Source organism: Sporosarcina sp. GW1-11 (assembly GCF_033088395.1).
GTDB lineage: Bacteria > Bacillota > Bacilli > Bacillales_A > Planococcaceae > Sporosarcina.
Map to the genome: position 1 here is coordinate 94,558 of NZ_JAPMIW010000006.1, position 24,314 is coordinate 118,871.

General features: G+C 41.5%; 25 protein-coding genes. 9 read left to right on the plus strand and 16 right to left on the minus strand.

Going from position 1 to position 24,314, the window contains the following annotated elements:
* The 5 genes from ORD22_RS05995 to cax all read left to right on the plus strand — a co-directional run.
* Nucleotides 1-373, plus strand: a 373-nt coding sequence (locus ORD22_RS05995) for an ABC transporter permease (RefSeq protein WP_317645018.1), incomplete at its 5' end; no start/stop codon positions are given.
* Nucleotides 374-1,009: 636 nt separating this feature from the next.
* Entirely contained in the window at nt 1,010-1,153 is a 144-nt protein-coding gene (locus ORD22_RS06000; protein WP_317645019.1) for a hypothetical protein, read from the plus strand.
* A gap of 39 nt (nt 1,154-1,192) precedes the next feature.
* The gene (locus ORD22_RS06005; protein ID WP_317645020.1) at nt 1,193-1,501 is read left to right on the plus strand and encodes a nitronate monooxygenase family protein; all 309 of its coding nucleotides are present in this window, start codon (nt 1,193-1,195) and stop codon (nt 1,499-1,501) included.
* Complete coding sequence (locus ORD22_RS06010; RefSeq protein WP_317645021.1) at nt 1,411-1,932, plus strand: NAD(P)H-dependent flavin oxidoreductase; 522 nt, start codon at nt 1,411-1,413, stop codon at nt 1,930-1,932. Before ORD22_RS06005 ends, ORD22_RS06010 begins: the two co-directional genes overlap by 91 nt.
* Before the next feature lie 106 nt (nt 1,933-2,038).
* Nucleotides 2,039-3,109: a calcium/proton exchanger gene (gene cax, locus ORD22_RS06015; protein ID WP_317645022.1), complete on the plus strand. Its 1,071-nt coding sequence runs from the start codon at nt 2,039-2,041 to the stop codon at nt 3,107-3,109.
* Between the two features lie 54 nt (nt 3,110-3,163).
* Here the strand turns inward: cax and nspC are convergent, their stop codons facing one another.
* The 6 genes from nspC to speD are packed head-to-tail and all read right to left on the minus strand — an operon-like array spanning nt 3,164 to nt 9,517.
* On the minus strand, nt 3,164-4,300 hold the full coding sequence (nspC, locus tag ORD22_RS06020) for a carboxynorspermidine decarboxylase (protein WP_317645023.1): 1,137 nt from the start codon (nt 4,298-4,300) through the stop codon (nt 3,164-3,166).
* 10 nt (nt 4,301-4,310) lie between these two features.
* Entirely contained in the window at nt 4,311-5,510 is a 1,200-nt protein-coding gene (locus ORD22_RS06025) for a saccharopine dehydrogenase family protein (RefSeq protein WP_317645024.1), read from the minus strand.
* 19 nt (nt 5,511-5,529) lie between these two features.
* Nucleotides 5,530-6,387, minus strand: coding sequence for an agmatinase (gene speB, locus ORD22_RS06030; protein ID WP_317645025.1), 858 nt, complete (start codon nt 6,385-6,387; stop codon nt 5,530-5,532).
* The gene (speE, locus tag ORD22_RS06035; protein WP_317645026.1) at nt 6,377-7,228 is read right to left on the minus strand and encodes a polyamine aminopropyltransferase; all 852 of its coding nucleotides are present in this window, start codon (nt 7,226-7,228) and stop codon (nt 6,377-6,379) included. The genes speB and speE overlap by 11 nt, the downstream gene beginning before the upstream one ends.
* Complete coding sequence (locus ORD22_RS06040; protein WP_317645027.1) at nt 7,225-8,712, minus strand: aminotransferase class I/II-fold pyridoxal phosphate-dependent enzyme; 1,488 nt, start codon at nt 8,710-8,712, stop codon at nt 7,225-7,227. The genes speE and ORD22_RS06040 overlap by 4 nt, the downstream gene beginning before the upstream one ends.
* On the minus strand, nt 8,693-9,517 hold the full coding sequence (speD, locus tag ORD22_RS06045; protein WP_317645028.1) for an adenosylmethionine decarboxylase: 825 nt from the start codon (nt 9,515-9,517) through the stop codon (nt 8,693-8,695). The genes ORD22_RS06040 and speD overlap by 20 nt, the downstream gene beginning before the upstream one ends.
* Before the next feature lie 385 nt (nt 9,518-9,902).
* Here speD and ORD22_RS06050 point away from each other — a divergent pair, with 385 nt between their 5' ends.
* Together ORD22_RS06050 and ORD22_RS06055 are read left to right on the plus strand one after the other, a co-directional pair.
* Nucleotides 9,903-10,310 (plus strand): PaaI family thioesterase, encoded by a 408-nt coding sequence (locus ORD22_RS06050; RefSeq protein WP_317645029.1) that lies wholly within the window; start codon nt 9,903-9,905, stop codon nt 10,308-10,310.
* A 50-nt stretch (nt 10,311-10,360) separates the two neighbouring features.
* Nucleotides 10,361-11,251, plus strand: coding sequence for a DMT family transporter (locus ORD22_RS06055; protein WP_317645030.1), 891 nt, complete (start codon nt 10,361-10,363; stop codon nt 11,249-11,251).
* A gap of 41 nt (nt 11,252-11,292) precedes the next feature.
* On the opposite strand, the gene ORD22_RS06060 is transcribed toward ORD22_RS06055, so the two are convergent.
* The 4 genes from ORD22_RS06060 to ORD22_RS06075 form a co-directional block, all read right to left on the minus strand.
* Nucleotides 11,293-11,448, minus strand: a complete 156-nt coding sequence (locus tag ORD22_RS06060) for a DUF1540 domain-containing protein (RefSeq protein WP_317645031.1) — start codon at nt 11,446-11,448, stop codon at nt 11,293-11,295.
* A gap of 105 nt (nt 11,449-11,553) precedes the next feature.
* Nucleotides 11,554-13,287: an AAA family ATPase gene (locus ORD22_RS06065; protein WP_317645032.1), complete on the minus strand. Its 1,734-nt coding sequence runs from the start codon at nt 13,285-13,287 to the stop codon at nt 11,554-11,556.
* A gap of 228 nt (nt 13,288-13,515) precedes the next feature.
* Nucleotides 13,516-14,058 carry a GDYXXLXY domain-containing protein gene (locus ORD22_RS06070; RefSeq protein ID WP_317645033.1) on the minus strand — a complete coding sequence of 181 codons (543 nt, stop codon included), beginning with the start codon at nt 14,056-14,058 and terminating at the stop codon, nt 13,516-13,518.
* Nucleotides 14,048-15,121, minus strand: coding sequence for a DUF2157 domain-containing protein (locus ORD22_RS06075; RefSeq protein ID WP_317645034.1), 1,074 nt, complete (start codon nt 15,119-15,121; stop codon nt 14,048-14,050). The genes ORD22_RS06070 and ORD22_RS06075 overlap by 11 nt, the downstream gene beginning before the upstream one ends.
* A gap of 350 nt (nt 15,122-15,471) precedes the next feature.
* On the opposite strand from ORD22_RS06075, the gene ORD22_RS06080 reads away from it, so the two are divergent.
* Nucleotides 15,472-17,292: an assimilatory sulfite reductase (NADPH) flavoprotein subunit gene (locus ORD22_RS06080; protein ID WP_317645035.1), complete on the plus strand. Its 1,821-nt coding sequence runs from the start codon at nt 15,472-15,474 to the stop codon at nt 17,290-17,292.
* A 24-nt stretch (nt 17,293-17,316) separates the two neighbouring features.
* A complete protein-coding gene (gene cysI, locus ORD22_RS06085) occupies nt 17,317-19,044 on the plus strand; it encodes an assimilatory sulfite reductase (NADPH) hemoprotein subunit (protein ID WP_317645036.1) in 1,728 nt (575 codons plus the stop codon).
* 190 nt (nt 19,045-19,234) lie between these two features.
* Here cysI and ORD22_RS06090 read toward each other — a convergent pair whose 3' ends face one another.
* The 6 genes from ORD22_RS06090 to ORD22_RS06115 all read right to left on the minus strand — a co-directional run bounded on the left by ORD22_RS06090 (nt 19,235) and on the right by ORD22_RS06115 (nt 23,942).
* Nucleotides 19,235-19,864 (minus strand): NAD(P)-dependent oxidoreductase, encoded by a 630-nt coding sequence (locus ORD22_RS06090; RefSeq protein ID WP_317645037.1) that lies wholly within the window; start codon nt 19,862-19,864, stop codon nt 19,235-19,237.
* A complete protein-coding gene (locus tag ORD22_RS06095) occupies nt 19,857-20,618 on the minus strand; it encodes a sirohydrochlorin chelatase (RefSeq protein WP_317645038.1) in 762 nt (253 codons plus the stop codon). Before ORD22_RS06095 ends, ORD22_RS06090 begins: the two co-directional genes overlap by 8 nt.
* A complete protein-coding gene (gene cobA / locus ORD22_RS06100; protein ID WP_317645039.1) occupies nt 20,615-21,391 on the minus strand; it encodes a uroporphyrinogen-III C-methyltransferase in 777 nt (258 codons plus the stop codon). The genes ORD22_RS06095 and cobA overlap by 4 nt, the downstream gene beginning before the upstream one ends.
* Before the next feature lie 24 nt (nt 21,392-21,415).
* Nucleotides 21,416-22,012 (minus strand): adenylyl-sulfate kinase, encoded by a 597-nt coding sequence (gene cysC, locus ORD22_RS06105; RefSeq protein ID WP_317645040.1) that lies wholly within the window; start codon nt 22,010-22,012, stop codon nt 21,416-21,418.
* A 12-nt stretch (nt 22,013-22,024) separates the two neighbouring features.
* Nucleotides 22,025-23,167, minus strand: coding sequence for a sulfate adenylyltransferase (gene sat / locus ORD22_RS06110; protein WP_317645041.1), 1,143 nt, complete (start codon nt 23,165-23,167; stop codon nt 22,025-22,027).
* A 67-nt stretch (nt 23,168-23,234) separates the two neighbouring features.
* The gene (locus tag ORD22_RS06115) at nt 23,235-23,942 is read right to left on the minus strand and encodes a phosphoadenylyl-sulfate reductase (protein WP_317645042.1); all 708 of its coding nucleotides are present in this window, start codon (nt 23,940-23,942) and stop codon (nt 23,235-23,237) included.
* Nucleotides 23,943-24,314 lie beyond the last annotated feature (372 nt).

Consider the following 24,314-nt stretch of genomic DNA (forward strand, 5'->3'; position numbering starts at 1 on the left):
ACGGCTGATTCGATCCAAAGTGCTAAGTATTAAAGAAGATGAATATATTACCGCAGCGAAGGCGATAGGAATGAAGGATTTTCGAATTTTGTTTTCGCATATATTACCTAACTCGATGGCACCCGTTATCGTACAAGGAACACTTGCGATCGCGACTGCTATTTTAGAAGCTGCAGCACTCGGATTCCTTGGACTCGGTGCAGAAGCACCTTATCCGGAGTGGGGAAAAATGTTAGCGGACTCGAAAGACTATCTCCAAAACGCACCTTGGACGATGATTTTCCCGGGACTTGCGATTATGCTGACCGTTCTAGGATTTAACTTAATGGGCGATGGCTTACGCGATGCACTCGATCCAAAAATGAAGAGTTGATAATTGATAGTCGGTAAGTGGTTCGGGATTTACGCTTCAGAAGGGGAAACTTGTCCTATGGGCTTGGCCTTAATTTCTGCAGTCTTTGCAGAAATTTAGGTAGCTATGCTCCTAACGCTTCGCTTTTAGTTGCAAAAGCCGTACTTCGCAACGGCTCTCGCAACCTGTGGGGTCTCAAGACGCACGCTGATCCTCTCGGAGTCGCCCCTTCTTTCGCTTCAATCCTATACTAAGACTACAAGTAGTTTGATACTCCATCGTAGTTATCAAGTGACTAGATATCAGGTCTTTACTCTTTTAGTTCAAATGAAAAAACAAGTCAAAAGCTGAATGTTCCACTCACTAACTTCAGGAATAAGCACTAGTGAAACGAAGTGCAAGGCGGCGACTCAGGGAGGATCAGCCTGACAGGTGAGACAGCCAAAGAGCGCAGCGAAGGTTTGCTCACCGTGGGCCCTCCCGAATGCGTCCGCCTGAAACGTAGCGAAACGGTATCCTTCCTACACCCATTCACTTTGTTCACAATCTAACCTTTCCAAGTAAATATTCCTGGAAAGGTTTTTCTTATTCCGAATAATGTCGCAGCTCCAAAAGTATATTGGTATACTAGTATGAATTGAAGAGAGAGGAAGTTGAATGATGAACAAACTACCTGTTATCGTAGCACCGATGATTTTAGTACATACACCGAAAATGATCATTGAATCTGGCGAAGCTGGCGTAATCGGATCGTTTCCGTTACTGAACGCGAGACCTATGGAAGTGTGTGCAGACTGGTAACAAGAAGTAAAAGACGGTATCGACAATGCACCGTGGGCTGTGAATTTTATTTGGCATAAAACACAAAATACGAGATACGCAGACGAGTTAGAATGGATTCGTAAATACGAACCGCCTATTGTCATCACCTCGCTTGGACATCCGGGGGAAGTAGTAGAAATTGTTCATCAGTATGGCGGACTTGTCTATTCAGATGTTGCACATATTAACCATGCGAAGAAAGCGACACAAACTGGTATTGATGGATTAATTTTAGTTTGCGCAGGAGCTGGTGGACAAGGGGGGAGCTTAGTCCATTTGCATTCATCGCAACAGTTAAGAAGTTCTATAGCGGTACAATTATTTTAGCGGGCGCGATGTCCACAGGAGCAGACGTAGCTGCGGCACAAATGATGGGTGCAGACTATGCTTATCTTGGCACACGTTTCCTAGCAGCAGATGAAAGTGCAGCTTCAACCGAATATAAGCAAATGGTGTTGAATTCGACTGCAGAAGATATTTTGTACACAGACGCATTCAGTGGAGTGCCAGTCAATGTATTGGTGTCAAGTTTGATTAATACAGGAATTGATCCAAGTAAATTAAAATCAAAAGACGAAGTAGATCTTTCTGAGATGATAGATGCAAAAGCTTGGCGTGATATTTGGTCTGTAGGTCAAGGCGTAACATCTTTAGATAATTGTGAAACAACAAAAGAGATTGTTGAAACGTTAGCAACAGAATACTATGTGGCGATTGAAGCAATCTATGCAAAACAATTCGGAAAAACGAATGGTTAATCATTCATAACTATGGACTGTGCCTATACGGTGCAGTCTTTTTATATGCAAAATAATTTTGTCACGGCAGTTTGTTCGATAGAAAATAAGGGAACGATATAACAAAATGAATAGAAATGAGGTGGAGGAACTGAATAAGATATTCACAGCCATGGCATTTATAGGTGTACCGTTAGTGTTGATCGGTTCCTATTTAAAGTGGTCAGACATATGGATTTTTGTACTTTGTTGTATTAGTATCATTGCACTAGCTGCATTCATCGGGAGAGCAACGGAAAGCTTAGCTATTGTCAGCGGTCCGCGAATCGGTGGTTTGCTCAATGCAACGTTTGGTAACGCAGTAGAACTTATTATTTCTATATTTACGTTGAAAGCTGGTTTGATTGGAATTGTATTAGCTTCTTTGACAGGTTCGGTTTTAGGGAACTTACTTCTTGTACTTGGTTTATCGTTTTTTGCAGGGGGGCTGAAACACAAGCGTCAAAATTTCAGTATCTATGATGCGCGTTTTAACTCTGCGCTACTGATTTTTGCGGTCGTTGTAGCTTTTGTGATACCGGAAGTATTTTCAGTGACAATGGATACGCAAACAGGGCTGAATCTCAGTATTGGAATCTCAATAATATTAATACTTATCTATTTGGCAGGTCTTTTATTTAAATTATTTACTCATCGAGGGGTCTACAGCTCCGAAAATCATGAAACGGAAGAAGTACCTGAATGGACGAAAAAGAAGGCTATGATCGTGTTATTGCTTTCCACAGTAGCGGTAGCATTTGTTTCTGAGAAGCTTGTGCATACATTCGGTACATTAGGTGAAAAGTTTGGTTGGACGGAGCTATTTATCGGTGTCATCATAGTAGCAATTGTAGGAAACGCAGCCGAGCACTCATCTGCAATTACGCTGGCAATGAAAAATAAAATGGATATTTCCGTTGAGATTGCGATTGGCTCAACTTTACAAATAGCGATGTTCGTTGCACCTGTGCTCGTATTGATTTCTCTCATGATGCCGCAAGCGATGCCGCTCATCTTCACGTGGCCAGAGCTCATCGCCATGATTACCGCCACGCTCTTAGTCGTTAATATTTGTCATGACGGTGAATCGAACTGGTTTGAAGGGTTAATATTATTCGCCGCGTACTTGATTATGGGCATTGGATTTTACTTGTTATAATTTGATACAATTGCAATAAAAGCCGATTCGCATCTAGACGCGAATCGGCTTTTATTAGGATAGTCGCTGTTTGAAATCTTCATAGCCGAATTGTTTAACAACTTTAATTTGTTGATCAGCAGTATGAAGGACGATAGACGGCAAATTCACACCGTTAAACGTATTGTTTTTTACCATTGAATAGTGAGCCATATCGCAAAACACAAGACGATCACCTGGTTGAAGTGGCGCATCAAATGAATAATCACCAATGACGTCACCAGCTAGGCAAGTCGGTCCACCGAGTCGATACGTATAGGCTTTTTCGTTTGGCATACCGGCGTTGATGATTTCTGGACGGTATGGCATCTCCAGCACGTCTGGCATATGGCAGGAAGCCGATGTGTCCACTATCGCAATATCCATACCATTATGCAACGTATCGAGCACTGTTGCGACAAGGAAGCCTGTATTGAGGGCAACAGCTTCGCCCGGTTCCAAGTAGACTTCTAGACCATACTTATCTTGCATAAAACGAATCGAGCGAATTAATGTTTCGATATCATAATCGGGACGAGTAATATGATGACCGCCACCAAAGTTAATCCATTTCATTTGCTGTAAATAAGGTCCGAACTCTTCGTCGATAATTTGGATGGTCCGCCATAGTGTATCCGAGTTTTGCTCGCACATCGTATGGAAATGTAATCCACTAATACCTTCTAGTTGATCGGGTTCAAAGTTCTCCAATGTGACGCCGAATCTTGAATAGGTAAAGCACGGGTTATACATATCGACTTCGATTTCGGAGTACTCTGGATTAATCCGAATACCACATTCAATAGATTTTTCATTCGACTGTACACGATCTTTGAATTTGTTCCATTGCGCGAATGAATTAAATACTAAATGATCGGATAAGCGAAGGATTTCGTCAAACTCATCTTCATGAAAGGCAGGTGTGTACGTATGTACTTCCTTGCCCATTTCTTCGTAGCCAAGTCGTGCTTCAAGTAGACCGCTCGACGTTACTCCATGAAGATATTGTCCGATTAACGGATACACTTCGAACATCGAAAAACCTTTTTGAGCAAGTAGAATTTTACATCCTGTTTGGTCGATAACATATTTCATTTTTTCTAAATTATCGATGAGTAATTGCTCATCGACTACATAACTAGGTGAAGGAACTGCTTGTACATCAAAGTTCATAATAATCTCCTCAGTCAATCAAAGTAGGATTGAAATCTTCATGCCAAGGTAATCCATGTTTATTCAACGCTTCCATGAATGGATCTGGATCAAATTCTTCAATATTGAAGACGCCTGGTTTTTTCCACTTGCCTGTTAGTATCATCATCGCACCGATCATTGCCGGAACACCTGTTGTATAAGAAATCGCTTGTGAGCCGACTTCACGGTAACATTCTTGGTGATCACAAACATTATAAACATAATATGTTTTTGGCTCTCCATCTTTTGTTCCTTGATAGATACAGCCGATGTTCGTTTTTCCTTTTGTACGTGGTCCTAAAGAAGCTGGATCAGGTAGTACAGCTTTAAGGAATTGTAGCGGAACGATTTGCTGTCCTTCAAAATCGATTGGCTCGATAGATGTCATACCGACATTTTCAAGTACGCGTAAGTGAGTCAAATACTTTTCAGAGAAAGTCATCCAGAAACGGATCTTTTTGATACCTGTAATATTTTTAGCTAACGATTCTAATTCTTCATGGTACAACAAGTAGACATCTTTAGGTCCGATTTCAGGTAAATCATAGACACGTTTCATTTCAAGTGGCTGTGTTTCAACAAACTCGCCATTTTCCCAATAACGTCCGTTTGCTGTAATTTCACGGATATTAATTTCAGGATTGAAGTTTGTTGCGAACGGATAGCCGTGATCTCCTGCGTTTGCATCGACAATATCAATCGTATGAATTTCATCGAAGTAATGCTTCAGTGCATAGGCTGAGAATACGCCAGTGACACCAGGATCAAATCCGCTACCAAGCAATGCAGTAATGCCTGCTTCTTCAAACTTTTCTTTATATGCCCACTGCCATTTATATTCGAATTTAGCTGTGTCAAGAGGTTCGTAGTTCGCTGTATCCAAATAGTCTACTTTAGTCTCAAGACAAGCGTCCATAATCGTTAAATCTTGGTATGGTAATGCTACGTTGATGACGATATCTGGCTTGAATTCATTGATCAATGCGACTAGTTCAGCTACATTATCTGCGTCGACTTGTGCCGTTTGGATTTTTGTACGTCCGCCATCTAATTTTTCTTTCAACGCATCACATTTTGATTTCGTCCGGCTTGCGATACAAATTTCTTCAAACACATCCGGTACTTGACAACATTTATGCACAACTACACTAGCGACCCCGCCAGCTCCGATAATTAACGCTTTTCCCATTAAAGAACACCACCGATTATTATTTTTTATTAAGTGCGATTGTTAATTCGCGTAATACTTTGCAAGCAACAGCGGTAGAGACACCGCTTTGATCATAGACAGGGGACAACTCATTAATGTCACAAGCGACTATATTCAAGCTGCTGACGGTGAGAATCGCTTGTAGCAGTTCCAAAAAGCTGACACCGCCTGCTTCCGGCGTTCCAGTGCCAGGAAATACGGAAGGATCAAGTACATCTAGATCAATCGTCAAATAGACAGGTTTACCTTGTAACTTAGCTACGGTGTTTTCAAGTCCGTCAAAATTAAACTTATTCATGAAAACATGTTGTTTAGCAGCCCATTCGAATTCAGGACGATCGCCCGAACGAATACCGTATTGATAAATTTTACCATCCCCAAGTAAATCCCAAATTCTACGGATTACAGTTGCGTGGGACAGGCGTTGGTCTAAATAATCTTCACGCAAATCAGTATGCGCATCAAACTGAATGACATGCAAATCAGGATACTTCTTTGTAGCCGCACGAACAGCACCTAATGTGACGAGGTGCTCTCCACCAATCATACAGGGGATTTTCTCATCATCTAAAATTTGTTTCGTAAACTGTTCAATTTGCTCAAGCGCACGCTCCGTATTACCGAAACTTAGTTCCAAATCGCCACCGTCAAATAAAGAGTAATCCGTTAAATCCGCGTCTTGATAAGGACTATATGTCTCGAGTCCGAATGATTCGCTGCGCATCACTTTACTAGCGAAACGAGTGCCAGGTCGAAACGATGTCGTGGAATCAAAAGGTGCCCCAAAAACAACAAGTGATGCATCTTCATAGTCTGCTTCAAAGCCGAGAAATGTTTCGATATTTTTATTCAGCATGGATTAATAGCTCCTTTACATAGTTCGGCAATGCGAACGAGCCGACATGTAGTTTTGGATTATAGTATTTGGTCTTTAAGCCGAGAGCATTCCACTTATCAGCATCTAGATCTTCGACAGGATCATACTTCTTAGATGCAAATCCAAAGAGCCAGTGACCCGAAGGATAGGTCGGGATATGTGCTTGATAGACTTTAGAAACCGGGAAGAAGCCCGTGATACTTTTATGCGCACGTTGCATGCCAAGTGCATCTTCTGCGTAGAATGGACTTTCATGTTGATTCACTAAAATACCGTCATCATGTAACGCTTTATAACAATTGCCGTAAAACTCTTTTGTGAATAGTCCTTCTCCTGGACCGAATGGATCTGTCGAATCGACAATGATTAAGTCGTACGCGTTTTCTTTCTGGCGTACGAACTTCAAGCCATCTTCGAAATATAAATTTACTCTAGGATCTGTCAGCTGGCAAGCAGTTTGTTGTAAGTACTTCTGACAAATTTCCACTACTTGCTGGTCGATTTCTACCATGTCGATTTGTTTGATCGATGGATATCTTGTTAGTTCGCGAACGGTTCCGCCGTCACCTGCACCAATCACAAGAACTTTTTCGATAGAAGGGTTTGTCGCCATAGGAACGTGAACAATCATGTCGTGGTAGATGAATTCGTCTTTTTCTGTCACCATGACATAGCCATCGAGTGTTAGAATCTTGCCGAATTCCATCGTTTGAAAGATATCGATTTTTTGGAATTCACTCGTACCAGTGTAGAGATGTTCTTCTATTTGAATAGAAAAACGAACATGTGGTGAATGATCTTCGGTGTACCAAAGATTCATCGGTCATCCTCCCTTACAACGTTGATATATTCGACTTGGGGATCTTCTGTACCTGTTAAGAAACACCCTTTGTCCTTACAGTAGTCGATGTAGTCGATGATTTCTTTTGTAATGCGTTCTCCGGGTGCGACAATCGGAATGCCAGGTGGATAACACATGACAAATTCACTGGCTACACGGCCTGCAGATTCGGATAAGTGTAAGATTTCTTTCTCCGCATAAAATGCTTGTTGCGGTGTTTGGACAATTTCAGGATTGATATATTCATGATCAAATAATGAAGCTGGATCTTTTTTGTAACGGCGTTTGATTTCCGCTAAAGCAGCGACTAGACGTTCTAAGTCGAGCGTTCGGTCTCCGACGGAAATATAGGCAAGAATATTGGCTACATCTCCAAATTCGATTTGGATATCATATTCATCACGCAGAATATCGTATACTTCAATACCGGCAAGTCCCATTTGACGCGTATGGATCGATAGTTTCGATTCATCAAAGTCAAAAATGGTATCTCCGTTAATTAGTTCTTTGGAATACGCATAGTAGCCATCGATTTTATTGATTTCGTCACGCGTATATTGTGCCATCTGAATGACTTTATCGAAGATTTCTTGACCGTGCAACGCGAGGTTCTTTCGTGAAATGTCTAGAGAAGACATAAGCAAATAAGAGCCGCTAGTTGTTTGGGTCAAGTTAATAATTTGGCGTGTATAGCCTTCGCTTACTTCGTTGTTAATTAATAAAAAAGAGCTTTGCGTTAGCGACCCACCTGATTTGTGCATACTGATAGAAGCCATGTCTGCACCTACAGACATGGCAGAAGCAGGTAGCTTGTCGTTGAAATAAAAATGGGTCCCATGTGCTTCGTCCACTAAAACGAGCATTCCATGGTTATGCGCAAGATCAGTAATCGCCTGTAAATTGGAACAGATTCCGTAATACGTAGGATTATTAATCAGAATTGCTTTCGCATCGGGATGATCTAAAATTGCTTGTTTGACCTCATCCACCGCCATGCCAAGCGGAATGCCTAGTTCATCTTGGACACCGGGATTGACGTAAACAGGTACAGCACCGCTAAGAATTAATGCGTTGATCGCACTGCGATGCACATTACGTGGCATGATGATTTTCTCGCCTGCTTTACAGGCTGTCATGACCATCGCCTGGACTGCTGAAGTGGTTCCATTAACCAAAAGAAATGCGTGCTTAGCACCGAATGCGTCAGCGGCCAACTCTTCCGCTTCACGAATGACAGAAACTGGGTGACATAAGTTATCGAGTGGTTTCATGGAATTCACATCATGATGCAGACAGGTTTCGCCAAGGAAATTGGCAAGTTCCTTATTGCCCCGACCATGCTTATGTCCAGGCACATCAAACGGAACGACACGGGCTTTTTGATACTGTTGCAATGCTTCCATAATTGGAACGCGATGTTGGGATAGTGTCACGGTTTTCGCCTCACTCATTTTCATAGACATTGGAACCGCTAAAGATTTCAATCATCTCTTTTCGTAAATTATGAGAGATTTGAAGCCGTTCCTTCGGTGGAAGTTCTGATACATCTTTATTGAATAAATAATCTTGTAAGTCAATTTCTTTAATAAGCATTTTCGTATGGAAGATATTTGCTTGATAGACGTTGACGTCAATCGCATCATACTTCTCCAACGTTTTCTGGTCAATGAAATCTTGAATCGATGTTATCGAATGATCCATAAATAATTTTCTTCCGTCAACCGCTCGTGTAAAGCCACGAACACGATAATCAGCTGTAATAATATCCGAGTCAAAACTACCGATCAAATAATCCAACGCGTTCAATGGAGAAATTTCGCCGCATGTCGAAACATCTATGTCCACTCGGAACGTCGCAATGGAGTTGTCTGGATGGTATTCAGGATACGTATGAACGGTCACGTGACTTTTATCTAAGTGACTGACGACTGAATCTTTCTCAGGTATAAAGGGAATCGCACCTTGGTTACAAGAAGGATCAATCTGTGAGGCAGGAAACTTTTCCTCAGAAATCATCAAAGTCACGCTTGCCCCTTGTGGATCATAATCTTGTTTACTAACATTCAGTACATGTGCACCAATCATCTCGGTGACATCGTATAAAATCTTTGTTAATCGTTCTGAATTATATTGCTCATCTATATAGGCGATATACTCACTTTGCTCTCGTCGACTTTTCGCATAGCTCACATCATAAATGTTGAAGCTAAGAGTTTTTGTGAGGTTGTTAAAGCCGTAGAGCTTCAGCTTATTTTCCAACCTTAACATCCGTCCTTTCTATTCGTTCTCGTAAAAAATATGCGCATAAAAAAATCTCTCTCCAATCGACATGCAGATACACAAACATGACAGATTGGAGAGAGACCTTTACTCTGTTTGCTTGTATATAAACGTGTAGAGGATCTACCTCTAGTCCATTACATAACAGGTGATTGGGTTGACGAAATGCTCACAGTCTTACTCTTCCTAAATTAAAAAACTTATGAAATTGTCTTCATTATAAATGAAATGGACAAAAAAACAAACCTTTTCTCTTAAAAAATATAAAAAAGAATGGCGATAACGCAAATTTTTCACGTCGCAATAAATTGTCCTACGAACGCGATTGCGATATGGTATAGAATAAATATGATAATCGTTTGGAGGTAATCGAATGAATGATACAACTGTTGGTTATTTAGAAAATGTGCGACAGGATTTTGAGTCGAGTCCATTTTGGAAGTTTGCAGGTTTGCAAACGCAAAAATTAGAAGAAGGCGATGTAGAATTATATTTACCGTACCGTCCAGAATATGATAATGTGCGTGGTACTATTCATGGTGGAATGTATATGTCGATTTTAGATACGACAATGGGTATGTTATGTAGATCTCTTGGGACAAGTGATGTCATGACTATTCAGATGGCAACGCAATTTTTAAAGCCTGTCATTCAAGAAGCAGTCTATTCAAAAGCGTCTGTCATCAACCGAAGTCGTAGCACAGCGTTAGTAGAAGGAAAACTATTTAATGAAAATGATGAAATGGTTGCACATTGTACGGCTACTTTTAAACTGAAGTAAATTTGCTTCTATAGTATAGAAAGTATTTTGAAATAGAGGCAGGTTCGCTTATGAATAGAAAAGCATTATATTTGGGGTTATTTACAGTCGTTGCATGGGGTTCAAGTTTTGCGGCAATTCGTGTTAGTCTGCTTGGAGGATATTCTCCAGGACATTTAGTATTAACACGTTTTATGGTCGCGTCATTAGTATTTGTTTTATATGCACTTTGGCCGAGGACAAAAATTCGTTTACCTGCTTGGCGCGATGTTTGGAAGATTTTATTGTTAGGTTGGACAGGAATTAGTATATACCATTTTGGTTTGACCTATGGTGAACAGACAGTGTCTGCTGGCACTGCGGGCTTATTTATCGCAACAGTACCTATTTTCACGTCAATTATTGCAGTGATCTTTTTGAAGGAACGAATGAGTCCGCTTGGTTGGATTGGTATGGCTATCGGCTTGGCTGGCGTTGCATTGATCACGATTGGAAGTGCAGAAGGCGCCGTGGAAGTGTCTGTAGGTGCATGGTTCATCTTAGTGGCTGTTATAGCAACTTCATTCTTCTTTGTATTTCAAAAGCCTTTATTTACACGCTATACACCTATTGAACTGACAGCTTATTTTACTTGGGCCGGTACATTACCATTCCTGTACTTCACACCAGGTTTAATCAGTGAAATTCAAGGGGCGACACTTGAAGCGACGGTAGCGACTGTATATATGGGTGTAATTCCTGCGACAATTGCCTATGTCACATGGTCCACAGCATTGTCGATTGCGGATGCAGGAGCAGTTTCAAGTCTACTTTACGTAGAGCCAGTCGTAGCCATTCTAGTCGCTTGGGTGTGGTTGCAAGAGTTACCAAGTGGTTTATCCACGATTGGTGGTCTAGTCGCTATTTTGAGTGTCATCGCAGTTAATTGGGAAGCGATGAGGCGGCGACCCGTACTTAAATAAAAAGGCAGCCAAGCATCATTGCTCGGCTGTCCATCGGTAGATCAAACTTTAGGAACGAACGTTTTACAATCTGTTTCAGCAGAGTCTCTCGCTTTTTTACCTTTTCTTGTTACGACTCTAATTTCTTCTGCACTACATTTATTACCCGATTCCCAAAAGTTACAGTTCGTTACTTCGCATAATACGTCTTTAGCCAATTGACCCACCTCCTTTATTATACGATGCCCGGAATTTCTGAATGTATACCTGGCAAGAAGATGGGCTATTTATAAAAAAATGGCTGTTTCCTCTATCATATTTCATCAGATAAATACTACTGTTTCTTTGGGAGTAGGCAACTCAACGATCCGTTGTACCTCTGTGCCTTCTAGTGTTTCTTCCTTATATAGCGCATTAACTAGTTCTTCAAATTGATACGCATTTTCTGTGATTAACGTCTCGGTCTTTTTAGCTGCTTGGTTAAAGAGCATTTGCATTTTCTCTTCTTTTTCAGCTTTGTTGAAAATGAGTGAAAAACCTTCTTGGAAGAGACCGGTATTGACCATGCGCTCCAGAATGTCTTTCGCTTGTTCAACGTCGCCACCGACACCGATACTATGCTCACCTAAATAAAGTCGTTCCGCAATTCCACCCGCTAAAATCATGCTGACTTGATCAAGTAGTTCGCTAGCAGTCGATAAGTGTAGCTCTTTTTGAATCGGTGCTACGTAGCCAAGTGCTTGACCGCGCGGAATGATAGTCGCTTTTCTGACCGATCCAGGCTTCGTAATAGCTGCGATGAGCGCGTGACCTGATTCATGTATAGCAACGCGCCGCTTTGTCTCTTGATCATTCAATGTTCGTGCCGTATTTCCGAGGATTGTACGGTCGATCGCGAAATCCAAATCCTGCTTCTCAATCAGCTTGCGACCTTCACGAATCGCACGCCGACTGGCAGTTTCGAATAACCCGCTAATTTCAGCACCTGAAAACCCAGAGGTGCTATCTGCTAACATATCTAATGAAGCAGCTACATTTGGTGCTAGTGTTTTACCATTCGTATGGATATCGATAATTTCTCGACGACCTTTTGTATCTGGTAATTGCACATTGAATGTAAAATCGATACGGCCTGGACGTAAGAGTGCGTCATCTAGCATATCTTTTCTATTCGTTGCTGCAATGAATAACACCCCGTCATTGTCTTTGCCACCATCTAATTGTACGAGTAACTCCGTTAACGTCTTTTCAGCCTCGTCACCGCCGTGTTCTTTTCGTTTACCAGCCAACGCATCGACTTCATCAATGAAGATGACTGCAGGTGTTTGTTTACGCGCATTTTGGAATAATGTCCGTACGCGTGACGCGCCGACACCAACAAATAGTTCAGTGAATGCTGCACCGCTAGAAGAATAGAAAGTTGCACCTATTTCTTTAGCCATCGCTTGTGCTAATAATGTCTTACCTGTTCCAGGGGGGCCATAAAGCAAAATTCCCTTAGGTAATTCAATACCCATTTCTTTTGCCATGTTAGGGTTCTTGAAGATTTCCAACGTTTGTAGGATTTCATCTTTCATTTCCGAAGGTAATCCGCCAATGTCATCTAATGTGATATCGGGAAGTGGTGTAGCTTTTGAGGCTTGATGTTTCATACCTGACGCTCCAATATTTAGTTTTCCCTTCTTGTGAAGGATAAATAAAGTAAGCATGGAAGCGAACAAGAGACCACTAATAATCCAACCAGTTGCTGAACTCGCTGGTTTATATTGATAGGATATATTATATTTTTGCACTAGATCATCCACTAGTGTACTTTGTGGACGAACCTTCGTGAGATACGTTTGATTATCTATGGCGACAGAAAGTGTTCCGTCGGCTGATTCACTCAGTAACAAAGCGTCGCCGGAATGTGAAGCAATCAATTTTTCCATCTCCGCAAAAGAGATTTCATTTCCACCAGCTTCTTGTAAATAGTTCCAAGTGACTCCTGCAGCAATTGCCGTGACAAAAAGGACTATGAGTAAAATCTTAGATGCTAGCTTTGATATAGGCTTCAAGGTCGGCTACAGCTCCTTTTTTAAGTTAATTAAATTATAATCAAAAATAGGTGTTTTGAATAGTGCGTATGATCAAAAGAAGTTACAGTTTCATTACAGTACGAGAAAATACCTACTAACTAAGCGGTATAGTAGTTGTATAGTTGGTAATTTTACAAAGAAAAAAACATACTTTGTAAGTTGAGAGTTCATCTCAAGCTTACAAAGTATGTTTAATTGAAGCGCATATTATTTTGGTCGGATATCTTGTAGTACCGCAAAGCCATCTTTGACTTTCATTTCTGCGAGTAATTGACCTCTTTGGGATAATTTTTCTAACTCCATCCCTGTATTTTCCGACACATAAAAACGGTCGGGGAGGAAGTCAGCGTAATAGATAGTCTGGTCACCATCATAGGGTTCACCGTAATAATACATTGTTCCCTTTAAGTATAAATCTTCATTCGGCTTTTTCGCTGTTACAGTCTTTAAGCCGTAAAGATCTCCACTATCTTGTCGTTCCAAAACAGCATAAACCGTTAGATTACCTGAGTTTTTAGATGCTAACTTTTCTACTAGTGATGGGTCGATTGCTTCTTTATCAAACTCTTCTATTGCAAACTGTAAACTGACATAATCTCCGTATAATATATCGCGGGGATCGACAGGAATCGTTTCCAATAAAATGGTCTCTCCTTTATTCAACGTCCACAAAGGTTTCCATGTCATCGATACGAGAAGTATGATGGGGGCAATCAGCGCGATAAGAAATAGATTTCGTTTATTCTTCATGACGCTTCACCGTCTCTCGCCGAGATTTTTCAAACCAGAAACCAAATCCGATTAACAGCAATCCACCGATGATGAAGAATAGAGATTTTGGCATAAAATCATAAGTGATATCAGCATAGTATCGGTAGATTAACGCACATGTAATGAGAATAGCAGGTAGACTATCTTTTTTCAGGAAGTAAATCAACAAGATCACGAAAAGGGCAGTGAAAACATAAGGTGCGGTATTTTCAATCGCCAATTCTCTCCATGAAAACGGGAATGTTAGCATGATGCCTGTGATACCAAACAGGATGGAACCAATCCAATACGATTCAGGTTTATATTGTTTGAATGGGAATAACGCAAGCAGTACACCACCTGCAAATACAAGTAATATAGAAATCCATTCGTCTACTCCGAATGATTCTAATAAGTTGACGACAAAAGCTGTCGCTAGCAAAACACCCATGATGAATATAGAACCTTTTCTTCCAAGTCTCTTTTCATTCATCCAGAACAATGCAGGAATCAATAGCAGTAACCAGTAGGGAGTGATGCCGTCTGCACTGAATGCGGAGAAGCTGTAGATAATCAAAAATGCACTAGCGAATACAGCTACCAACTGATCCCTTAAATAATAAGCGAGTGGTAAGATTCCGATAGCCCACAGTAGAAAATCTGTATAAACTGTATGTTGGAGGTGGAAGCTTTGGCCAATTAGAAAAATCCCTGCACCATAAATAGCAGCTCCGATATAGTACATACTGCGTGCGGTTTTTTCGTAATTCTCCTCCAGCTTATAGCCAGCTAAATAAAATAGAATAAACGCGATGACAATTAATCCGAATTTAAAGAATGGTGTTAATCCAGCCCAGTTGCCTGCGATGAAACTTAATATACCGATTCCTATGAGTATAGCTCCGAATACCAGTAGTACTCTGACGAAATTAGCTGATCCTCTTGGCTCGTAAAGAGCTAGTATATCTCTAGCATCTTCAGGCTCCATTATTCCCCGCTGCTGCAAAAAGTTGAACTCGTTTTCTAGAAATGTATACTGCGGCTTGCTGATTTTCCTCTTCACTTAAAGCCCTCCTTTCATATCTTTACTTAGTAGTCGCGATATCACGTAACGTTACAACTATCATAACATTTTTCATTTTTATAGTCGAAAATTAGCTTGAATAGAGATTACGTTAATTTTTTTAATGAATATATTTATCATATAGAAGGAAGCATCCTCTATCTGCTTTTTTATATCTGTCAAAAAAGTCTGTGAACAGCTTTATTCAACTAAAAACCTACTTGACTAATAGGATTAATCATAATACAATGAAATCATCTTTAACATAGTTGTCATCACAGATCGTCAGTTGGCTGTTGATGAAACGATAATAAAAGAGAATACTAAAATAGTTTGCGAGGGTGATGAATATGGCGTTACAAGTAACGAACAGTCCGTTTAGTGAAGAACAAGTGGAATTGCTCAATCGTTTGCTACCGAGTATTACGGAATCACAGCAAAGTTGGCTTAGTGGATATTTGACAGCCGTCAGTGCGGGGGCTTCGTCGTCGGCGGATGCGGCTGTCGCTGTGCTAGAACGTCCAACGATAGAAGTACCAACTGCGGTAAAAGAAATTACAATTTTGTATGGTTCGCAAACAGGAAATGGGCAAGGGGTAGCGGAACAAACAGCTGCGAAGTTGAAGGAACAGTCCTTTGAGGTGACTATTCAATCTATGAGTGATTTCAAACCGAATACATTGAAGAAAATTGAGCATTTATTAGTAGTGGTTAGTACGCATGGAGAAGGAGATCCACCTGACACAGCGCTTCCATTATACGAGTTTCTACATGGGCGTCGTGCACCAAAGCTGGATCATCTGCATTATTCCGTACTTGCACTTGGGGATAGTTCATATGAGTTTTTCTGTAAGACAGGTGCTGATTTCGATCAGAAACTTGCAGAACTTGGCGCAACGCCATTAGCTCCACGCGTTGATTGTGATTTAGATTACGATGAGCCGGCAGCGCAATGGCTAGCAGCAGTAGAAGCATCCCTACAAATTCAAACGGGCAGTCAATCTGCAGCGGCAACTGTAGCTGTTGAGAGTACATCTTCTTCACAATACTCACGAACGAATCCGTTTAGAGCAGAAGTTTTAGAGAATATTAACTTAAATGGTCGTGGGTCCAATAAAGAGACTCGTCATTTGGAACTTTCATTGGAAGGTTCGGGGTTAACGTATCAACCAGGAGATAGTGTAGGGATTTTTCCTGAAAACAATTCCGAGTTAGTCGATGAGATTATAGGTAAGGGTGGATGGAATCCAGAAGAAACTGTAGAAATTAATTCGCAAGGTGAGCGTCGTGCGTTACGTATCGCATTGTTGAATCATTTTGAAATAACGGTATTGACAAAATCATTGCTTGAAAAATTAACGAATTATTCGGAATCAGAACAACTGAAGAAATTAGTGGATCCAGAAAATAGTGAGGAGTTACGAGCGTATATTGATGGTCGTGATGTACTAGATGCACTGGCTGATTTTGGCCCATTGTCTGCTTCTGAGCAGCAATTTGTAGGAATTTTACGCAAGCTACCTGCAAGACTATATTCTATTGCAAGTAGTTTAGAAGCAAATCCCGATGAAGTACATTTAACAATTGGTGTTGTTCGCTATGAAGCCCATGGACGTGACCGACTAGGTGTTTGCTCTATTCAATGTGCAGAAAACCTTGAACCTGGTGACACACTACCAATTTATATTCATAAAAATGATAACTTCCGTCTACCAGCAAATCCAGAAACACCAATCATCATGATTGGTCCAGGAACAGGCATTGCACCATTCAGATCATTCATTGAAGAACGTAGTGAAACGGGTGCGGAAGGCAAGTCGTGGTTATTCTTCGGCGATCAACATTATGTGACAGATTTCTATTATCAGACGGAGTGGCAGAACTATGTGAAGGACGGCGCATTGACACGTCTTGATGTAGCATTCTCACGTGATACTGATGAAAAAGTTTATGTACAGCATCGGATGAAGCAAGCGAGTTCAGAGCTGTATCAATGGATTGAAGATGGCGCAACAATCTACGTTTGTGGAGACGAGCAAAACATGGCGAAAGACGTTCATGCTACGTTGCTTGAAATCCTTCAACAAGAAGGCGACAAGACGCTCGAAGAAGCTGAGCAATTCATAACACAATTAATTCAAGACAAACGCTATCAACGGGACGTATATTGAGCAAGTGGAAAGGGGATTGCTGAAATGAGTTCAACAACTAAGCCGGTTCACATACAAGATGGACCACCAAGTGATGTAGAAGAAATTAAAATTGAAAGTAATTACCTACGTGGAAATTTGATTGAGACGATGGTTGATTCGTTAAGTTCAGGAATTCCTGAAGATGATAACCGTCTGATGAAATTCCATGGTAGTTACTTGCAGGATGATCGTGATTTACGGACAGAGCGACAGCGTCAAAAGTTAGAGCCTGCTTATCAGTTCATGATACGCGTGCGGACACCAGCGGGCTTCGCAACACCGAAACAATGGCTAGTTATGGATGGATTAGCACATAAATATGGTAATGGCACACTAAAATTGACGACACGCCAAGCATTCCAGATGCACGGAATTTTAAAGTGGAATATGAAAAAGAATATCCAGGAAATGAACGATGCTTTGCTGGATTCAATTGCAGCTTGTGGGGACGTCAACCGAAATGTAATGTGCAGCCCGAATCCAAATGAATCACCCATTCATGCGGAAGTCTACGAGTGGTCTAAGCGACTGAGCGAAGATTTATTACCAAAGACGAATGCCTATCATGAAATCTGGTTGGATGAAGAAAAAGTAATTGATAGTACAGAAGGCGAAGAAGTAGAACCGGTCTACGGTGCTACGTATTTGCCAAGAAAGTTCAAAATAGGAATCGCAGTCCCTCCAATGAATGATATAGATGTCTTCTCGCAAGATATTGGTTTAATTGCGATTGCAGAAGAGGGAAAGTTAGTTGGCTTTAACGTAGTAGTAGGTGGCGGAATGGGAATGGCACATGGGGATGAGCAAACGTATCCTCAGCTTGCACGTCCAATTGGATATATTCCAGCCGATCAAGTCGTTGAAGTAGCGAAACACCTAATGATGATTCAACGTGACAATGGTAACCGTTCTGTACGAAAATATGCACGTTTTAAATATACAATCGATTCCCGCGGGCTAGATTGGTTAGTGGAAGAACTTCACAGCCGTCTTGGATGGGAGCTTGAAGAAGCACGTCCGTATCATTTTGATCATAACGGGGATCGCTATGGTTGGGTAGAAGCGACGAATGATCGCTGGAATTATACGTTCTTTATAGAGAATGGACGCGTTCGCGATACAGAAAATTATAAGTTGATGACAGCACTGCGTGAAATCGCAGAAATTCATACGGGTGACTTCCGTTTAAGTCCGAACCAAAACTTAGTACTTGGTGATGTGACGGCTGCTAATAAGAAGGATATAGAAGAGATTATCGCACGTTATGATTTAGAGAATGCCTCGAAACAATCAGCACTACGTCGCAATTCAATGGCTTGTGTAGCATTACCGACGTGTGGGTTAGCGATGGCAGAGGCAGAACGATACTTGCCTTCGTTAATTACGAAGATTGAAGGATTGCTTGACGAAGCTGGCCTTGGCGATGAAGAAATCGTTACACGTATGACGGGTTGCCCGAATGGCTGTGCACGTCCTGCAATAGCGGAACTTGGCTTTATTGGAAAAGGTCCAGGCAAGTATAATATGTACTTGGGTGGCGGTTTTACCGGACAACGACTAAGTAAAATCTATCGGGAGAATATTGGTGAAGCAGAGATTTTGTCTGAGCTAGGGCCGATATTGAAGCGATATGCGAAGGAACGTAATGATGGTGAGCACTTCGGAGACTTTGTCATCCGTGCCGGCATCGTTGCAGAAACAACAGACGGAACTAATTTCCATACTGTGTAAAAGATAACGAGCTGCTTGGGGAAACCTAGGTGGCTCGTTTTTAGATGAAAACTAGTATTTGGGCGCAGTCTAGGATGTACGCTTTCTGGTTCTCTTGTAGAAATTATACAGCAGCTACCTAAGAGTCAAGACACAGGCTTTTCGTTTCTCTTTTGGAAGTTGCAAAAATCCGCTAAGAGTGAATGGGCTCTTAGCGGATGTGTTGTTCCGTCTGTATAGGGAAGGAGCGTTGTAGCTTGTTGAGGAATGTCTGGCGCTCTTCGTTATTATGCAAGTAAATCGGTTCAATAGCTTCCTTTAACCAACTTCTACGCTCTGAACGATCTGCCACTTGTTGCTTCACATAAAACCTGACATCCGCTAGAAAATCTAAGTAGTCTTCGTAACGTTCATCATATGTTTCCGCAATTTCTGTACGGATCTTCTTTGCTAAAGAAGGGCTAGCTCCGCTAGTTGACACGCTGATGATCAGTTTACCCCGAGTAGTGACGGCAGGGATTTGAGCAGTTCCTAAAGAAGGGTTAGAAGCATGTACGACTAGCTTCCCATTGGCTTTTAATAGTCCGGCTAGATGGTCGTTGACACGTTCGTTATCTGTTACGAGTAATATTAGAAAAGCGTTTGCTACGTCATTCCAGTCCGCTTCCTTGTGAATAAGTTGTATGGTGCCTTCTTCTGCTAAAGTCAAAAGAGAAGGGTGGAATACTGGACTGACAACAATCGGATGAATGCCGAAGCGATGTAAGTTGAGTATTTTATGATAGGCTACATTGCCTCCACCAATGATAACTACTTTAGAATCCTTCAAATTTTCAAGCATGATTGGGAACATGCAGTCCACTCTTCCTTTCTGCTGCTTCATCGGCCCTTTCATTTAAAATCGCATGGATGGCTGGATCATAGCCAAGTGCTGGACAAAGATGAATCGCGGTTGTTGTCTCTAGTTTCTTAACAGTACGTTCAATCGTTTTCAATAAAATACCAGTAAATAGTAGATACGGTAGGATGTATAGGTTGGTTGGCTTTGCTTCAAGTAATCTCGTGAGTTCATCTTCAAAGAAAGGTCCACATGCTGCTAAAAAGCCGATACTGACATGTTGTAAGCCTGTTTTCTCTTGGAATATGCGTTGGGTTTTAGAAAAATCTTCTTTCGTCGCGGGATCACTACTACCGCGTCCGATAAGTAGAATAGTAGAGTCTTGAGGAATCACTTCCGTCGTTTCATGTAGCCGCTCGATTAATACATCGACCATCCGCGGATCTACACCGATTGGATCTCCGTAATACACAGGAATCTCGGGGTAGTTATTCATTACTTCTTGCAACTCAGATGGAATATCGACATTGGCGTGACCTGCACGTAAAAGGAGGAATGGAATCGCTACAATTTCTGTTGCACCGCGCTCGATACAGCGTGTGACTCCTTCAGCGATGGATGGTTCAGCTAACTCTAAGAAACAAGCCTCCTGGATGGGTGCAGCATTTGTTTCCATAGTCTTTTCGATGAATGCCAAAGCAGCCTGCTGTCCTTTCTTTACGCGGCTGCCGTGGCAAATATATAGAATCGCTCTCATACCATGGCCTCGTGTAGACGGCGTTCTTCACTAGACTCTTCAAACCATTGCAACTCATCGCGTAAGCGGACGACTTCGCCGATGATAATCATGCTTGGATTAACAACATTTTCTTTATGCGCTGTTTCAGTCATCGTACTAAGCGTCGCTGTAACTGTGCGTTGTGCATCTGTAGTTCCCCAATGAATGAAGGCAACAGGCGTATTCGGATCTTTCCCGTGGTCAATCAATTGCTTTTGGATATAAGGAAGATTGCTGATTCCCATGTAAATGGCAAGCGTATCAATACCTTTTGCAAGCGCCTGCCACTTTTCAGCTTCTTCTACACCTTCTTTTCGATGACCCGTTACAATCGCAAATGAAGCACTGTAATCTCTGTGTGTTACAGGAATACCTGCATAGGCAGGAGCGGCGATTCCAGACGTTATGCCTGGAATCACTTCGAATGGGATGTGGTGTTTTACCGCAAACGCTGCTTCTTCACCGCCACGACCGAATATAAATGGATCGCCGCCTTTTAGACGAACAACTTGCTTACCTAGCTTCGCGTGTTTGACCAATAAAAAATTGATCATATCTTGCTGTACAAAATGATGCTTCGGTAGCTTACCGACAAAAATCAACTCTGCGTCTGATTTTGCATAGTGCAGAATCTCTTGATTGATCAGTCTGTCATAGAGAATCACATCCGCTTGCTGTATCGCTTTTACTGCTTTGACGGTCAATAAATCAGGATCACCTGGACCTGCACCGACTAACCAAACTTTTCCCATTCCAATCACTCCTCAGTTATTCCGTTAGTTAATCCATTTTTTATCACGTAAGTAGCCGATTAATTGCTCTACACATTCTTCTACCGTATATTTGTCAGTTTCCAACGTTAGCTCTGGTGTAACAGGTGCTTCGTAAGGTGATGAGATCCCTGTGAATTCCGGAATCACACCCGCACGTGCTTTCTCATATAAACCTTTAGGATCACGCTGTTCACAAGCATCAAGAGGACAACTAATATAGACTTCCACAAATTCATCCTCTTCTACTAACCGTCGTACGCTATCGCGATCTTCTTGAAAAGGGGAGATGAATGCTGTGAAAACAAGTTGACCGCTATCAATAAATAGCTTCGAAACTTCACCGATTCTACGGATATTTTCTTTTCTTGCTTCATCGGAAAATCCAAGATCTTTATTCAAACCGTGGCGCACATTGTCTCCGTCGAGTACATACGTATTAGCGCCCAAATCATGCAATCGGCGGGCAGCTGCATTTGCGATTGTAGACTTACCAGATCCAGAAAGACCGGTGAAGTAGAGAACCGCACTATGGTGGCCGTTTTTTTTGCGTTGTTCTTGTTTGGATATCAGTTGATCATGCCAGACGATATTCTTTGTCATATCATTTCCTCCTCATTTCACCAGTTCTTTTTCTTTTAAGCCATTGATCAAGACATTTACTACTTCTTTACGGCTAAATTCTGGCGGAGGTAGAATGCCGTTTTTCAGCATTTCCCGTACTTTCGTTCCGGATAAAATCACATGATTTTCACTAGTATGAGGGCATGTTTTTGGTGTTGCCATATTGCCACATGATTTACAGAAGAAACTATGTTCAAAGAATAATAGCGTAATACCGATTTCTTCTGCCGTGAAATTAGAGAAGATTTCTTGTGCTTCATATGTTCCATAGTAATCGCCAACTCCAGCGTGATCACGTCCAACGATGAAGTGTGTGCAACCATAATTTTTTCGTACAAGCGCGTGGAATATAGCTTCACGAGGACCGGCATAGCGCATGGCAGCTGGGAATACCGCTAATTTCACACGATCAGCTGGGTAATAATCGCGCAGTAATACTTGATAACTTTCCATTCGGACATCAGCCGGTATATCATCGGATTTCGTTTCTCCTACTAAAGGGTTCAGCAACAATGCGTCCACAATTTCAAGTGCTGTTTTTTGGATGTATTCATGTGCGCGGTGAACTGGATTCCGTGTTTGAAAACCAACAATCTTCTTCCAACCATTCTTTTTAAACGCTTGGCGTGTTTCAATTGGATCAAAATAAAACTCCGCAAAGTTTTTCTGTTCAATTCGTTTAATTAATTTAATCGGCCCACCGAGATATACATGCCCGCGGTCTAATAACTTCGCAACGCCTGGATGTTGGCGATCTGCCGTTTTATATACTTTTACTGCTTCTTCTAATTGATCAGGAGCAAAAATATCTGTGATTTCAAGCGTTCCATAGATGGCTCCTTCGTATTCTAGTAGCACCGTTTCTCCCACTGAATAAAGTGAATGGTCTTTTACAGGTAATGTAATCGGTAAACTCCAAACCGTTCCATCAGCTAGTCGAATATTATTTACTACGGAGTGATAATCTTCAGCGTTCAAAAATCCTGTTAGGGGGCTGTATGCGCCTGTTGCAATTAGTTCCAAATCGCTCACTGCTGTTGCATCAATCGAAACTGTTTTGTTCAACCCTTCGATTGAAAGTGTAGGATCATATAGATTTACTAAAGTGCCGCCATGAGGTTGTATCGTTGTCATTGTTTAAACACCTATCCTTTTTATATTATAAGTCATATTGAAATACTAGGTTTTAGGGATGAAAAAATTACGTATGCAATCCGCATTCAGTCTTACCGCTTCCAGACCAGCGTCCGGACCGCATGTCTTCTTCTGTGAAAGCTGGTTTCGTACATGTTGCGCATCCAATACTTGGGAATCCTTGATCGTGAAGTACGTTGTAATCAAGTTGCTGTTTATGAACGAAGCGCCAAACATCTTTCCACGTCCAATGAATGAGTGGACATACTTTAATTTTTTCAAAGCGATTATCTAGGTTGAGATATTCTGTTGACTTTCTGTTCTCGGATTGCTCCCTGCGTAAACCAGATATCCAAGCAGTGGAAGGTGCGATGGCTACTTCTAAAGGTTTGATCTTACGCAAATCACAGCATGTATTCGGATTCGTTTTCCATAGATCCAAGCCATATTGTTTTGTTTGCTCATCGATTGTTAGTGCCGGTTGTTGCAGATGAATCTGAAGTTTCGGATAACGTTTCTTTACTTTTTCAATCGTTTCATAAGTTTCCTTGAAGTGATAGTTGGTGTCTAGAAAGATAATTTTTGCATCAGGCTTCACACGCGAGATAAGTTCAAGCAAGACGATACCTTCAATACCGAAGCTACATGCGTAGACAAGCTCTTCTCCGTAATGATCATAAGCCCATTGCAAAACTTCAGAAGCACCTTTTGTCTCAGAATCAATTGGAAACTCCGGCAACACTGGAGACTCCTTCCACGATTCAAATGTGACCATTCCATCCCCCCGCTAACTTGTTATATTTTCTATAGTTTAGCAGATAATTTAAAATAGTCAATACTAATTAGAATAGTAGGGTTTGGGTTTTTCAAAGCTTGAATTATTGAGAAGATCAGTCTCAGGTGTTGATCATTGAATCCACTGCGGCGCTGGCGGATGGCTCCCGCAATAAGCCAGATAGGAAAAGCGCCTATCTGTCTTATTGCTCCGCCTACCGCTTATAAGGCGCCTTCGTTTGGTGAGGGGAAGTAAGTGGCATAGTACGTTGAATTCTAAAAGTGAATTTTATGATGTTCCAAAGCCTACCAAAACTACACTGCACTCATTAGCGTAGGCACAACTGCGGGGTCGGCCGAAGCCATGAGACAA

What these genes read in the sequence shown, in the direction of transcription:
- cax (WP_317645022.1), top strand. Translation starts at nt 2,039, where the DNA reads ATGAATAGAAATGAGGTGGAGGAACTGAATAAGATATTCACAGCCATG.
- ORD22_RS06090 (WP_317645037.1), bottom strand. Translation starts at nt 19,864, where the DNA reads ATGCTTGAAAATTTGAAGGATTCTAAAGTAGTTATCATTGGTGGAGGC.
- speB (WP_317645025.1), bottom strand. Translation starts at nt 6,387, where the DNA reads ATGCTGAATAAAAATATCGAAACATTTCTCGGCTTTGAAGCAGACTAT.
- ORD22_RS06080 (WP_317645035.1), top strand. Translation starts at nt 15,472, where the DNA reads ATGGCGTTACAAGTAACGAACAGTCCGTTTAGTGAAGAACAAGTGGAA.
- ORD22_RS06095 (WP_317645038.1), bottom strand. Translation starts at nt 20,618, where the DNA reads ATGAGAGCGATTCTATATATTTGCCACGGCAGCCGCGTAAAGAAAGGA.
- speD (WP_317645028.1), bottom strand. Translation starts at nt 9,517, where the DNA reads ATGTTAAGGTTGGAAAATAAGCTGAAGCTCTACGGCTTTAACAACCTC.
- nspC (WP_317645023.1), bottom strand. Translation starts at nt 4,300, where the DNA reads ATGAACTTTGATGTACAAGCAGTTCCTTCACCTAGTTATGTAGTCGAT.
- ORD22_RS06115 (WP_317645042.1), bottom strand. Translation starts at nt 23,942, where the DNA reads ATGGTCACATTTGAATCGTGGAAGGAGTCTCCAGTGTTGCCGGAGTTT.
- sat (WP_317645041.1), bottom strand. Translation starts at nt 23,167, where the DNA reads ATGACAACGATACAACCTCATGGCGGCACTTTAGTAAATCTATATGAT.
- ORD22_RS06025 (WP_317645024.1), bottom strand. Translation starts at nt 5,510, where the DNA reads ATGGGAAAAGCGTTAATTATCGGAGCTGGCGGGGTCGCTAGTGTAGTT.
- ORD22_RS06070 (WP_317645033.1), bottom strand. Translation starts at nt 14,058, where the DNA reads ATGAAGAATAAACGAAATCTATTTCTTATCGCGCTGATTGCCCCCATC.
- ORD22_RS06050 (WP_317645029.1), top strand. Translation starts at nt 9,903, where the DNA reads ATGAATGATACAACTGTTGGTTATTTAGAAAATGTGCGACAGGATTTT.
- ORD22_RS06055 (WP_317645030.1), top strand. Translation starts at nt 10,361, where the DNA reads ATGAATAGAAAAGCATTATATTTGGGGTTATTTACAGTCGTTGCATGG.
- cysI (WP_317645036.1), top strand. Translation starts at nt 17,317, where the DNA reads ATGAGTTCAACAACTAAGCCGGTTCACATACAAGATGGACCACCAAGT.
- cobA (WP_317645039.1), bottom strand. Translation starts at nt 21,391, where the DNA reads ATGGGAAAAGTTTGGTTAGTCGGTGCAGGTCCAGGTGATCCTGATTTA.
- ORD22_RS06040 (WP_317645027.1), bottom strand. Translation starts at nt 8,712, where the DNA reads ATGTCTATGAAAATGAGTGAGGCGAAAACCGTGACACTATCCCAACAT.
- cysC (WP_317645040.1), bottom strand. Translation starts at nt 22,012, where the DNA reads ATGACAAAGAATATCGTCTGGCATGATCAACTGATATCCAAACAAGAA.
- speE (WP_317645026.1), bottom strand. Translation starts at nt 7,228, where the DNA reads ATGAATCTTTGGTACACCGAAGATCATTCACCACATGTTCGTTTTTCT.
- ORD22_RS06000 (WP_317645019.1), top strand. Translation starts at nt 1,010, where the DNA reads ATGATGAACAAACTACCTGTTATCGTAGCACCGATGATTTTAGTACAT.